Raw genomic sequence first — 13,761 nt, 5'->3', positions numbered from 1 at the left:
CGTAGCGCCCCGTTTTTCGAAAGCCATGGTAAATAATATTCTTTCCTTTTAAAAGTGCATTCCGTATCTCACTACGGAATGCACCACATTTTGTTCAACTAAATCTCAGGTTTCATATTTATAAACCTAAGTTCTTTTAGCAGCTTACCAGGTCATTCGCTCCTCAGGCTTTTTACCGGGTTGGCCAAAGCACTGCTGATAGCCTGATAGCTTACTGTAAATATGGTTATTATAATGGCCGCCGCCGCCGAAAGCAGGAAGGCTGCCGGGCCAATAACAATGCGGTAATCAAACTTTTGCAACCAGCTATGTAAAAAATAAAAGGCCACAGGCGATGCAATTACACAACTAACAACTACAAGCAATATAAAATCGCCCGATAACAGGAGCCATACCTGCGACACCGATGCACCCAATACTTTCCTGATGCCTATTTCTTTTTTTCGCTGTTCGGCTACGTAGGCTGCAAGGCCAAACAAACCAAGGCATGAAATAAAAATAGCCAGGCCTGCAAAAATACCGGCCAGTGTACCTACCAGTACTTCTACATTAAATGTCATATTAAAGGCCTCGTCGGCAAAGCGGTAATCGTACGGGAATGATGGGTTATACTTGTTAAATATCGTGGCTATTTTTGCAATGGCCGGCTGTATAGGTACGTTTGGCTTCAACCGGTACATAATACTGCCCGCCCAGCCCGGGTTATAAACATAAATAGCCGGTCTGGCTGCATAAAACGGCGACCCGACAACAGCGTTTTCCACTACACCAATAACCCGCATGGGGTTTTTAGAATATTCAAACGTAATTAGCTGGTTTAACGGATCCTTTAACCGCAGCCTTTGGGCGGCGGCTTCGTTCAAAACAATGTTTAATGTGTCTGCGCTGGTGTTGCCTTCAAAATCGTTGCCGTATTTCAACTCCATTCCAACCGTTTTAAAATAATCCTGCGAAATGGCATTAACATTCATCTCAAGTGATTCTTCCTGTCTTTTACCTGGCCAGTTCAAAATAGTGAACGAAGCGGGGTAAGATAACATCCCGCTTCCTGCGGTGGTAACGCTTACCACCTGGCCGCTTTGTAAAAGATCATTTTTTAGCGCTGTATAATTTTTTCGGAGGTCGTCGCTATTATTGTTCATTACCAGGCCATAAGCATTATATCCCTTGGGCCTATCCTTAGCATATTTTATTTGCTGATAAATAATTAGTGTGCTGATAATAAGGGCAATTGAACAAGTGAATTGCACTGCAACCAATATTTTTCGCGGAAGCGCTGCGCCTTTGCCTAACTGAATGGCGCCCTTTAATACTTTTGCAGGATTAAAAGAAGACAGATAAAATGCCGGCCGGCTCCCGGCCAATAACCCGGTGACGAGCACGTAGCCCATCATCACACACCAAAATAACCAATTGGTATAAGGCACGCTGATTTTGCTATACGTAGTGCTATTGAAATATGGCAGCGCCAACTGAACTATCAGTATGGATACCACAAAAGCTACAAAAGTAAGTAACAACGATTCGCTCAAAAACTGAATAATGAGGTCTTTGCGTGTTGAGCCGATTGATTTGCGCACACCAACTTCGCGTGCGCGCTTTTCGGCCCGCGCGGTCGATAAATTAACAAAGTTGATGCACGCGATCACCAATACCAGTATGCCGATTATACCGAAAATGCGCACATACTGGATAAAACCGTCCGTTGCCTTGCCATTTTTAAATTCCGTAAGCAAACGCCAGTTTTTTGCAGGCTGCAAAACCACTTCAATCTTGCTGCCTGGATCATGTTTTGCAATGATATTTTTTATTTTACTTTCAAAAGCATCAGCATTTGTACCCGGTTGTAGTTCCACATATTCGGGATACGAATGGTTTCTCCAATTTGTGCGCTCCTTTTTAGTATCGGGATAGGTTTGCTCAAGGTAGCTGTATGGCAAAAGATAGCTGAACTGTAAAGTTGAATTAGCTGTTACATCTTTCATTACACCTGTAACTACAACATTATTTTTATTATCAATCCGGATAAGTTTACCAACAGCATCCTGGTTACCGAACAGCGCCTTTGCAACTGATTCGGTTAAAATGATAGAACTCGGCTCCTTAAAAACAGTATTAACATTTCCCCGGACTAATGGATAAGGGAACATCTTCAAAAAATCCTCGCCTACCGTTAATCCCTGCGGATTAAGCTTTTTATCGTCAACAACCAGGCTATGCTGCGATCCCCAGTCGGTTTCGGATGCGTATTTTACTTCCGGGTAGCTCTTGCGAAATTCTTCGACCAGGGGTAATGACGAGCCGGTTTGTGTTTGTATTGCACCGTTATAATTAAAATTCAGTTTTACCAGGTACAATTGGTTGTAGCCCGGCAAAAACCGGTCATAATCATACTGGCTATATATCCACAAGCCAATAAGCAAGGCAACGGCCATGCCGGTAGCAAGGCCAACAATATTAAGCGCGCTGTAAACTTTGTTGTGCAGCATAGTGCGCCAGGCAATTTTCAAATAGTTTTTAAACATATAACTTCGGTTTAATTTATCAGACGACCACATAGGCATGGCTTCATGATCCGAAATTACAGCGGCACGGCGGTAGTAAGGTCTCAAATGATAATTTGGGCGCTCTTTTTTTAGCTGGTTCTTATACTCGGCGGGGCTCATGCCCGTCATTTGCCTGAAAGTTCTGTTAAAGGTTGATTTGGAACTGAACCCTGCATCAAGGGCAATGCCCAACAGGGTTAAACGATCATAAGCCGGCTCCTGCATTTTGCGGGTCACCTCCCTGATGCGGTACTCATTGATAAAATCATTAAAGTTTTTTTTGAGCACTGTATTAATTATCCGGGATAATTCATGAGGGTGCAAATCAACTTTTTTAGCCAGCGAGCCCAACGTGAGGTCGGCATCCTGATAGAGCAGGCCGGCTTCAATCGTTTTACGCAGCCACACTGCTTTTTGCTTCAGTTCGGCAGGCAATAATGGTTTTGATACAGCAGGCAGCGGTACCGCCACTTCTGATCTTAAGAAAGATACAGCCGAAATCCGGATAAAAAGCGCTGCTAAAAGGAGGAACAGGGGGTAATAAGCATCTATCTTCAACTGGTTATGGTAATAAAAATAATCTGTTGCCACATACGGAACCCATAGCAACCATAACATGCCGAAACCGGTTAGTAAGCGATACAGCCACCGGAATTCATACCGGTACCTGTCGCTCATATCATTAAATTTTAACCGTTGGTAAAAGTGCGCTATCAACTTAACCGACCAACCCAGGTACGTGATAACCGAAATAAATGCAGCAAGGCGTAGTATCGGGCTGATATGATGATAAATTTGCGTGTCATAAGTAGCTGCGCCCGTCCTGATGCCCTCCTTAATTTCGAGCAGAAAAACAACCTGCTCAACCAACAATGGGCCCAAATGTAACAGGTCCTTCCAGCGGTATTTATATTCAGGCCTGGTTATTTTAAGCACGTAAAAAAATATAAAAGGGCCAAATGCAAGCGAAAACTGCAATGGCAGGCAACTCCAGTACGGGAAATAGACTGCTAACCGGATGTCGGTCCCTAATAGCCAAACCATCCATAAAACAATTACCAGCAGGGCAAGCGAGAGAAAGCGGTTTGCGACCCGGTTGATTTTTTGGGCAAACCATAACAACAGCATAAAAGTAAGCCCGGTAAAAATTATTCCCAGGAAGGCCAGGTCATAAGGGGTGATATGGAAAGTATATGCGCTCAAACAGGTTGATTACCTCAACGCTTGTTCCAAATTTATAACTAATTAATATAAAGCGAATTGAATTTTATTTACTTCAATTGAATGTAACAATAACGGACACTGTACGTTCGGTTTTGAATTGCAAAAAGAAAGTCAGGGTATCGAACAGCAGGGAAATGAAAGGTCAATGAATAAACTACATCAACAACACCTTCCAGGCATCCATTACCCGGCCGTCATCTAACAATTGCCTGGCTTTTAAATGCAGCTGTAGGGTGCGGGTGTGGCTGTCAGCGATGGAGGCATCAGCCAGTTCTTTCATTTCATCGGTTTCACTAAAAGCTTTTACCTCCTCATCGGATGGTAGCGTTTCAACAAGTCCCAATAATCCCAGGTTATTCCCGGTTAATACTTTGGAGTATTTAACCTCTTCAGGAAAAGCATCCACACCAATACCCATTCCGGCACTGCCTGTTGGTTTAGCAATCTTAAATAAGTTATCGCTGGTTACCCTGCAATACCAATCGCCGCCTAAACGGGCCACCAGGTCTATTTTATGCGGGTCTATTGTGCCATTGGCATCCAAAATCGCTTCGTTGATATGCATCCGTTTCACCTCGGCAATAACCAGGTTACCCGCTCCCCCGTTTTTCCCTAAGGATATCACATCATTCACTATACATTCCAGTTGAACGGTCGATTCTGCTACCCTTGGTGGTTTTATCGTCTCCGAAGCCAATTCAGTAAACCCCGCTTTCGAAAATTCATTTACGCCTTTTTTGTAATCCATACTGGTTAAATACGTCTGTTGCACCATATCGTAGTTCACAACATTAATTACGCATTCAGGCACTTCCAAAACGTTTTCAAGCGTGTGTTTAGTGGTATTATCCCGCGCCCTGCTTGTTGGCGAAAAAACACATATCGGTGGATTGATACTAAAAACATTAAAAAAACTAAACGGACTTAAATTAACCTGGCCGTTTTTGTCAATAGTGGATACAAAGCATATTGGCCGGGGTGCAATGGCATAGTGCAAATAAACCTGCATTTCGGCCGGTGTCAGTGATGATGCATCAATAGTTTTTAACTTCATTCCAATTTTTATTTAAAGCTTAACCAGCCTAACAGCTGGCAAAATTGCTGTCCTCAATTCCGAAATCAATCTTCCGACCATTATCTGCTTCCCGAAACCCTCAGGGCCCCTTTTGCAAAAAGCCCCCAACAGGACGTAATTACCCTCACCACCCCACGCCTTCAATTAATCACCCTGTTCAATTCTTCAACCATAGCGGGGCGGCGGGGATATTTTTGCTTCAGTTTTTTTGCAAGCTCAATTACTTGCTCTTTTCCGAAGGCGAGGGCTTTCATGATCTTTTTCATATTTCCGGCTAACTGTGCGTAATGGCTCCGATTGTCGGCTTTATCAGCCTGCCGTTCCAGGGCCGGGATATAAAGCTGTAATAACTCGTGGGCATATGAAAACACCAGGTGTTCATGGTATACCATAAGCCGGTCAATATCTTTTTCATTTTTTACCAGTTCAAACAACCGGTCGGTAAACCTTTCTTCAATATAAATTGGTGATAGTGCCGAAAGCAAATAGCTGTCAAACGGGTGCCAGGTTCTTTTACCATGCTTTTTTGTGGTTTCGGTTTTAATGCCGGCGATAATATCCTCAACTATTTTCCCCCATTCCTCCGCATCATAAGTTGCTTTTAACGCCCGGTAATACTTAACATCAAACTGACGGTCGAAAGCAAATGCTCTGTAATATTTACGCGTTAAGGGCACATCATTTTCTAACAATGCTATGCGCAACAGTTGTTTCTGCCACTGCGAAACGGTACCCGGATGCCTTTTATCTTCTGCTATTTTTATACCATCGTTTATCAGTTTTTTTGCCCGCTCATAGTCCTGGCTGCTTATTACTTTATCAACCTCGGCCTGCCTCACTTCCACAATTTCCATATTTAGCTCAATCAGCGCTTCGGCTTCAGTGTGCCTTCCTATAGCTTCCAAAAACTCAATTTTGGTTGTCTTAAAATGCTCAAGCCGGTAACTGCCATAATCCCCTGTTAACCGGGGCAACCAGGCATCAATCCAGGCTAAAAACTCCTGGTGCAGGTTTAGCTCAATTGCTAAAGTTTGAAAAATATCCATCAACTCATATCCAAAATCGCCATAATCAAAGTATACCGCATCGCTGAGCTCCGCTTGTAAAAACTTAAACACGCGCGTTTTCATATCCATAACGGCATCAACAGATAAAGCTATTTGGTCTATAAGTTGGATGGTGCCAAAAATAGCATCGCCTAAAGCACCGCTTGAATCGTCGCCATAAGTTATTACCTGCATCATTTCCTTTAACACAACGCCGGCTATTACAAAAGCTTCTACAAAGTTACGCTTGTTGGCAAAATCAAACCCCTTATCAATTAGCTGGTTTACTTCTTTGGCTAAACCGGCGGCAGAACGGTAGTCCATATAACCTTTGGCCATATGTTTTTTAATGAGCTTTTTAATTGAATCGGCATATAGTTTACCGGTATCAATGCGGCCGTCTTTTTCGGCAAAAAACAACTCAAGTGCCCTTTTAAAATCTTTATTGCTTAACGCGTAATCTTTAATAAAAACCCGGTATTCATCGGCACTAATCTTCAACAGTAAATCTTCAAACTGATTTTTCTTTGCGCCCTTATTTGGTACTATTATACGTGTTGCTAATTCGTCTCTTATTTCAAAAAGAACCGCTATTACGTGCTTACAAATGGCGCCATCATAGGGGCAATCACAATGGTAGGCTACAATTTCCTTATCGTTTTTCAGCATTACCGATATGTTGTATGTTTCAGTCCCTTCAACTTCCGCGGCCCAGCGGCCTGCGTTTTCTTCCAGCTCGGCAACTGCTCCTTCTTCATGATACTGCTTTCCTCTTTGCAGCATTACGGCATTTAGTTGTTTCTCAAAATTTTGCAGTGTAAACATATTTCAGCCTGACTTTATCGCGGTTGACGGGTTTATTATATAGACTTTTATTTTTGTATTGCTTATGATAGCTATACAACTTATTTAAAACACTAAACTTATGCATTTAGTAAAAGAAATAACACCCGAAATTATAAAAGATATTGCCGAGATGCTGGATATGGGTATGATTTGTTTTTATCATAAACCCACAGGTACTATGGATTATTACCCGGATGAAATGAAGAATCCGGGCTATGACGAAGAGCCCTTGGCAGAGATTATTGATAAAATTGACGAAAACTATGGCGAGTACCAACGATTTGAGGGAATGAGCAGCCGTGAGTCATTTAAAGTTATGGAAGATTTTATTGCCGGTATTAATCACATACCTACACACAACAAGTTTATTGATGCTATATCGCGCAAAAAGCCGTTTGCCAATTTCAATCACCTGCTGCAATACCATCCTGGTTTGCGCGAGGAATGGTTTAAATATAAGTTGGCGCGAGGTATTGAATATGTAAAAGACCAAATAGGATAGAAATTAACAGCTGTTCGAAGAATCGCTGTCTGATTTACTTTACTCATTGTCTCCAGGCAATTGTTCGCCTCACCCACCCTCCTGGTTAATAATATTCACCGTCACGTTACTATCGATAAAGTGGTTAATGATGTAGGAGGCAAGGTTAAACCAGGCGTAGCAACCGTTAAGCACCCAGGCATCTGAACTTACGATGAGCCGATTTTCGGCAATTAAAAATTTATCTGGGGCGTTGTCTAAATAAACGTCCCATAAAAAGCCCTGTTGCGCCGCTATTTCATAACAAAGAGTTTTAAGCCGGCCGCTGTTAGATACCGGCGCGTCAAATATCCAGTTCACCCGTTCGGCACCAAGTTCATGCAATGCTTTACCCAGCATAATAAGTACTTCTTCGGTTTGCCTTACCCGTTTATATGATCCGTGTACCGACGAAATATCGCGGTAGCAGCCGTCTAACCCCTTAAAAACATATCCGCCCGATAAAAGAGATTCCAGTATAATAACAATATTGAATCCATCTACATAAACGGTTTTATTCCGTATACCGGTAGCTGCTACTTCTTTATTTTTACGGTTTTGGATATCTTTTGCCGAACAAGCCATACCCTGCAGTGCCAGTATCTGCCGCTGCCTTAACCGGTACCTGTTGCCTACCAATGCCAGCGTTGCCCGTGGAGGGTAATCTTTATTGAGCAAATAATGCATATCCTGCAAAGCCTGCAACAGTTTTTCAAGCTCTTTTGGCCTGCCAAAAAGCGCTTCGTCGTGCGGGTCTTTGCCCCGGTTTCGGCGGGTTTCGGATTGTTGGTCGCTCATCTATGAAAACAAAAGTGTTTTGCAATATACTTGTTTTGCCGGTTGCTGCAATAGCGGCCACGGGTGCCCACCATGCAGGCGCACAAGCAATTCTTTTGCTGATGCAAGCGTACTGAACAGCTATTCAAATGTTAAGCCAGTCCGGGTATCAGAACTTCCACTATTTCGCGCTCAGCGCATCACCTTCAAAAACAACACCATCCCATCCATGAGCCATAAACTGCCTTATATTTTGGTGGTCTGTTGCATCCGGGTTAGCCAATACCGACTGGTAATGTTCGGCAAATAACCATAGGGTGTCTGCCGCGCTGATGTTATTCAGTTGGGCACAGTAAAAAACTTTTGCACTCCCCTGGTTTTGCGTGGCCTGGTTATACGCGTCGCCATTTTTAAAGGCAGTTGGCTGATGATTATAATAAGTTTCTATCAAATTTATAACTTCGTTAAACAGCAGTGATCCTTGTTTGGATGAGTTAATTAATGTAAGCAATTGCTCTTTCATTCAGATTAATTTGGGGCGAAAATAAAAAAGAAAAATCAATTCCGGTTGTTTTGGCAGGCTGGCCCAAACACCTCAGGCTTCACTTCAAATTAATACAAATCATCTACTGCTAAATTTAGTATTTTTGTATTCCACTTGTTGAACCATACTCATAAACTTAATAGCCGGCATGCCCAGTTCTGACTTTAAAAAACACCAATTGAACGGCCCGGCCCGGAATGAGCCATTGCTTTCTTTTGGCGAACCAGGATTTGAGTTTATTACCCGGCTGGCTGCACTCACCTGCGAGGCGCCGATAGCAATGGTTTCCCTGCTTGATGAAAATAATGCCTGGACGCATGCTAAAACATTCCCCGAAGCGCCGGAAAGCCCCGGATACTCGGACTTTTGCGACTATGCCGTAAAAGAACAAACACTGTTTGAAGTACCCGACACCCAGAACGATGAGCGTTTTAAGCTAAACCCGCTGGCCGCCAGGCTGCACCCGGTAAAATTTTACGCTGGCCTGCCGTTAATCAATAATGAAGGGAATACGCTTGGCATTTTAAGTGTGATGGGATATGAACCGGGCCAGCTATCAGCAGCGCAGCATGAATCGATGCAACTGTTGGCGCAGGAGGCAACAACATTAATTACAGAACGCCGGCAAAAACAGGAGTTTCAAAATTTCGAAAAGCTGTTTAATTTATCGGCCGACCTGATTTGCATTGCGGGGACAGATGGATATTTTAAAAGAGTTAACCCCGCGTTTAAATCAACTTTTGGATGGGATGATACCTATATTTTGGCTATCCCCTACCTGGAACTGGTACACCCAGACGACCTGAAAGCCGCCCAGGAGGATGTTACCGGGATGATATCGGATAAAAAAGTACGGCAGGTAACCTACCGCACCAGGACTAAATCCGGAAGATACAAGGCCATTCGCTGGGAAACCACACCCGACCCTAATACCGGCAACCTGTTTTGCATAGGACGCGATGTAACCGACGAGAAATTAAAAGAACAGCAACTGGCCGTAAGCGAGGAAAGGCTGCGTGTTTTTTTTGAGAATTCGCAAGGGCTCATGTGCACCCATGACCTGTCTGGCCGTTTCCTGTCGGTAAATATGGCCGGGGCTTCGCTTTTGGGTTATACCCTTGCCGAAATTTTAACTTTAAGTTTGTTTGATATCGTACCGGCCAATCGTCATGCGCAGTTAACCGGGTACTTAAAAGAGATAAGGGACAAAGGGGGCGCCAGGGGCCAGATGGTTACCCGGCACAAGGATGGCAGCCCCCGGATATGGATGTTTAACAACATCCTTGAGCAACAGGGAGACCAGGCCTACGTAATAGGTAATGCCATTGATATTACCGAAAAACACTTCCTGGAAAGAAACCTGGAGCGCACCCGGCAAATGCTGGAAGAAACCGGCAAAGTAGCCCGAATAGGCGGCTGGGAATATAATGTACAGCGCCAAAAAATTGAATGGACAACAGTTACTAAACAGATATATGGCGTGCCCGCCGATTACGAGCCTGATTTGAGTGGTATCATCAATTTTTATAAAGCCGGCGAAAGCCGCGATAAAATTTCGGCTGCTGCTAACCTTGCCATGGCAGATGGCCCCCCCTGGGACCTGGAGATACAAATTGTAACCCCCGCCGGCGAAGAGCTTTGGGTAAGGAGTTTAGGCCAGGCCGAATTTGCAAACGGTGTTTGCCAACGGCTGTTTGGTACCATCCAGGATATTGAACAACAAAAAAGAGCAGAAACCGAATTACTGAACGAAAAAGCCATTTTATCGGCCTTTGTTGAACATTCGCCTTCACCTATTGCTATGGCCGATACAAATATGCGGTTTATAGCGGTAAGCAGGCAATATTTGCAGGATTATGGTTTAGGCGACCGGAACATTATAGGCTTAACACCCTATGAAGTATTTGGCCCTGCCAGCGAAACCAACCGGGCAACACATCAACGGGTTTTAAACGGCGACATAATAAGACGCGAGGAAGTGCTGGTTAAATTGCCGGGCATGGAGGAAGAACAATACCTGAACATTGAAATGCGGCCCTGGTACCGGTTTGATGGCACAATAGGCGGTATCATGACCTCCTCCGAGATTATAACCTCCATTGTAAAACAACGGGACGAACTACAGGACGCCAAACAACTGGCAGACCAGGCCAGTATTGCCAAATCGGAATTCCTGGCCAATATGAGCCATGAAATCCGGACGCCGCTGAACGGTGTTATCGGATTTACCGACCTGGTTTTAAAAACACAGCTCAACGAAACCCAGCACCAGTATCTTTCTATTGTCAATCAATCGGCCAACGCGCTGTTAAGCATTATCAATGATATCCTGGATTTTTCAAAAATAGAGGCAGGGAAACTGGAACTGGATATTGAAAAATGCGACCTATACGATATCGGTTCGCAGGCAACAGATATTATTACCTACCAGGTTCAGAAAAAAGGGCTGGAAATGCTCCTGAACATCCCCTACAATTTACCAAGGTTTATTTGGGTCGACTCCGTTCGGCTAAAACAAATCCTGATCAACCTGCTCAGCAACGCTGCCAAGTTTACTGCAGCCGGCGAGATTGAGTTAAAAATAGAAGAAATTGCAGCGTCGGCTCCCCTGCCCGGAACCATGTTCCGCTTTAGCGTAAGGGACACGGGTATCGGGATAAAACCCGAAAAACAGGACAAAATATTTGAGGCCTTTTCGCAGGAAGATGGGTCGACTACAAAAAAATATGGCGGCACCGGCCTTGGCCTTACCATTTCCAATAAACTGCTTGGGTTAATGGATAGCAAACTGCAACTGGAAAGCTGGCCGGGCAAGGGCAGCACCTTTTATTTTGATATCCAATTGCGGGCAGAGCAAGGCGAGCCCATTAGCTGGGAAAATATCGGCATGGTAAAAAGGGTGCTCGTTGTTGACGATAACGATAACAACCGGCTAATTATAAAGCAAATGCTGTTGCTAAGGCAAATTGCAACTACCGAGGCAAAAAACGGTTTCGAAGCCCTGCAACTGCTGGCCGCAGGCGAGCATTACGATGTAATTGTGATAGACTACCACATGCCGTATATGGACGGGCTGGAAACTATTAAAAAGATCAGGGAAAGCTTTAACGATTCTGCTACCGGCCAGCCCATCATTTTATTACACAGCTCATCCGACGACGAAAAGGTGATCAGGTCATGCGAAGAATTGAAGGTGAACCACCGGATGGTTAAACCCATCAAAACCGAGGATATATACAACGCCTTATCCCGGTTGCATCAGAAAACTACCATCGAAACTAAGCCCGATGAACCCGCTGCAACTGTTGCCGAAATAATGGGCAACCTAACCATACTGGTTGCCGAGGATAACGCTGTAAACATGTTACTGGCTAAAACTATCATTCGGCGGATTGCGCCGAATGCCCGGATCCAGGAAGCGGGTAATGGCCTGGAAGCCCTGGCCTGTTGCCGGTTACATTGGCCCGATTTGATTTTAATGGATGTGCAGATGCCGGAGATGAATGGGTACGAAGCTACGCGGCAAATCCGTGCAATACAGCAGGGCCGCCAGGTACCTATTATTGCCTTAACGGCAGGTAATGTAAAAAGCGAAAGGGAAAAATGCCTGGAAGCCGGTATGGACGATTTTATTGTTAAACCGGTTGTTGAAGAAACTATATTGGATGTATTTCATAAATGGCTGGGCTCTTTTGATTCTCCGGAAACACCAAAACAAGGTCAGGATTTCCAGGTAAGCACACCTGTACATTTTGATATACAACAGGTAAAAAGTTATTTTGATGAGGATGAAGACGCTATAAAAGAGTTGCTCAGCCTTACAAAAACAGAATTAACCGAATCACTTTCCCTGTTACAGGGAAACATCGGGCCGGCAGATCTGAAAAAATTAAACTTGCATGGCCACAAACTTTATGGCACCGCGGTAACCGCTGGTTTAAACCAACTGGCCCAACTGGCAAGGGAGCTGGAGTATGCGCCTGTTTTTGTAAAGGCAGATATCGAGATCCTCTTAAAGCAAATCGTCACCGAAATCAACATGGTAGTCAGCTTGTTACAGAAGGAAATAGTTAGTTAGTTAATTAACTCTTCAACCGCTGCCCGCTTATACTCTCACTGTTTAAAAACTACATTTTCAGCATAGTTATTTATTTTATCAATTAACTATTGCTAATTACGTAATTAGTTACGTAATTTGTTATTAATGGAAAATTCATTCTTTAATTCAGTTGGAAAAGCGGGCATTGGCAGCAGGCTGCGGATGCTCCAGGAAAAGATTACAGACGATGCCGCAAACATTTACCGGATGTTCGGAATTGACATGCAGCCTAAGTGGTTTCCCGTTTTTTATACTTTATCACAAGGCAACTTTACCATAACCGAAATTGCCCAGCACATTGGGCACTCCCACCCTTCTGTTAGCAAAATTGTATCCGAGATGGTGAAGAAGGGGCTAGTAACCGAAGGTAAAGACGCCAATGACGGGCGCAGGAATGTACTGTCGTTATCAGGCAAGGGAAAACAGGTTAATGAAAAGCTGCAATACCAGTTGGTTGATGTTAAAAACGCGGTAGAAAGCATTTTGGATAATACGCGGCACAACCTGTGGGAAGCCATCGGCGAGTGGGAATTTATGCTCGAACAAAAATCGCTGTTAAAGAGGGTTCAGGATGAGAAAAAATTAAGAGAGAGCCGCGACGTTACCATTGTGCCCTTTGAAGAGCAATATAGTAAGGCATTCCGCGAGCTTAATGTGGAGTGGATAAGCACCTACTTTAAAATGGAAGAAAAGGACTATCAATCGCTCGACCATCCACAGGAATACATTTTAAATAAGGGCGGCGAAATACTGATTGCCCTGTACAAAGGCGAACCCGTGGGCGTATGTGCATTGCTTAAAATGGACGATCCCGAATATGATTATGAATTGGCAAAAATGGCCGTTTCGCCCAAAGCACACGGCAAAGGCATAGGTTGGCTGTTGGGCAAGGCAATTGCAGAGCGCGCCAAAGCCCGGGGCGGCAACACACTGTACCTGGAAAGTAATACCATGCTTAAACAAGCCATCAGCCTGTATCAAAAGTTAGGATTTAAAAAAGTGGTTGGCCGGTTTACGCCTTACGAGCGTTGCAATATCCAGATGGAATTGCAGCTCAATAACTAATGAGGATGATCTGTTAAAA

Annotated in this window: 8 protein-coding genes; 3 read left to right on the top strand and 5 right to left on the bottom strand. The window is 44.0% G+C overall.

The window, feature by feature from the left end; translation table 11 throughout:
• Nucleotides 1-152 precede the first annotated feature (152 nt).
• From FSB76_RS21670 to FSB76_RS21660, 3 genes are all read right to left on the bottom strand, one after another.
• A complete protein-coding gene (locus FSB76_RS21670; protein ID WP_147057047.1) occupies nucleotides 153-3,749 on the bottom strand; it encodes an ABC transporter permease in 3,597 nt (1,198 codons plus the stop codon).
• Nucleotides 3,750-3,924: 175 nt separating this feature from the next.
• Entirely contained in the window at nucleotides 3,925-4,824 is a 900-nt protein-coding gene (locus FSB76_RS21665) for a flavin reductase family protein (protein ID WP_147057045.1), read from the bottom strand.
• Nucleotides 4,825-4,985: 161 nt separating this feature from the next.
• Nucleotides 4,986-6,716, bottom strand: a complete 1,731-nt coding sequence (locus FSB76_RS21660) for an SWIM zinc finger family protein (protein WP_147057043.1) — start codon at nucleotides 6,714-6,716, stop codon at nucleotides 4,986-4,988.
• Nucleotides 6,717-6,816: 100 nt separating this feature from the next.
• Here FSB76_RS21660 and FSB76_RS21655 point away from each other — a divergent pair, with 100 nt between their 5' ends.
• Nucleotides 6,817-7,239, top strand: a complete 423-nt coding sequence (locus FSB76_RS21655; protein WP_147057041.1) for a UPF0158 family protein — start codon at nucleotides 6,817-6,819, stop codon at nucleotides 7,237-7,239.
• Between the two features lie 69 nt (nucleotides 7,240-7,308).
• On the opposite strand, the gene FSB76_RS21650 is transcribed toward FSB76_RS21655, so the two are convergent.
• Nucleotides 7,309-8,055 carry a DUF434 domain-containing protein gene (locus FSB76_RS21650; RefSeq protein ID WP_147057038.1) on the bottom strand — a complete coding sequence of 249 codons (747 nt, stop codon included), beginning with the start codon at nucleotides 8,053-8,055 and terminating at the stop codon, nucleotides 7,309-7,311.
• 160 nt (nucleotides 8,056-8,215) lie between these two features.
• A complete protein-coding gene (locus FSB76_RS21645) occupies nucleotides 8,216-8,557 on the bottom strand; it encodes a HopJ type III effector protein (RefSeq protein WP_147057036.1) in 342 nt (113 codons plus the stop codon).
• Between the two features lie 169 nt (nucleotides 8,558-8,726).
• Here FSB76_RS21645 and FSB76_RS21640 point away from each other — a divergent pair, with 169 nt between their 5' ends.
• Nucleotides 8,727-12,656, top strand: coding sequence for a response regulator (locus FSB76_RS21640; protein WP_147057034.1), 3,930 nt, complete (start codon nucleotides 8,727-8,729; stop codon nucleotides 12,654-12,656).
• Nucleotides 12,657-12,782: 126 nt separating this feature from the next.
• Nucleotides 12,783-13,742, top strand: a complete 960-nt coding sequence (locus FSB76_RS21635) for a bifunctional helix-turn-helix transcriptional regulator/GNAT family N-acetyltransferase (RefSeq protein ID WP_147057032.1) — start codon at nucleotides 12,783-12,785, stop codon at nucleotides 13,740-13,742.
• Nucleotides 13,743-13,761 lie beyond the last annotated feature (19 nt).

This window comes from Mucilaginibacter ginsenosidivorax (assembly GCF_007971525.1).
In the GTDB taxonomy this organism is placed as follows: domain Bacteria; phylum Bacteroidota; class Bacteroidia; order Sphingobacteriales; family Sphingobacteriaceae; genus Mucilaginibacter; species Mucilaginibacter ginsenosidivorax.
This window is presented reverse-complemented; position numbering and strand designations above follow the sequence as displayed.

Bases quoted from the DNA above. Each gene is read 5' to 3' on its own strand.
- FSB76_RS21665 (WP_147057045.1), bottom strand. From the start codon at position 4,824: ATGAAGTTAAAAACTATTGATGCATCATCACTGACACCGGCCGAAATG.
- FSB76_RS21660 (WP_147057043.1), bottom strand. From the start codon at position 6,716: ATGTTTACACTGCAAAATTTTGAGAAACAACTAAATGCCGTAATGCTG.
- FSB76_RS21655 (WP_147057041.1), top strand. From the start codon at position 6,817: ATGCATTTAGTAAAAGAAATAACACCCGAAATTATAAAAGATATTGCC.
- FSB76_RS21650 (WP_147057038.1), bottom strand. From the start codon at position 8,055: ATGAGCGACCAACAATCCGAAACCCGCCGAAACCGGGGCAAAGACCCG.
- FSB76_RS21645 (WP_147057036.1), bottom strand. From the start codon at position 8,557: ATGAAAGAGCAATTGCTTACATTAATTAACTCATCCAAACAAGGATCA.
- FSB76_RS21640 (WP_147057034.1), top strand. From the start codon at position 8,727: ATGCCCAGTTCTGACTTTAAAAAACACCAATTGAACGGCCCGGCCCGG.
- FSB76_RS21635 (WP_147057032.1), top strand. From the start codon at position 12,783: ATGGAAAATTCATTCTTTAATTCAGTTGGAAAAGCGGGCATTGGCAGC.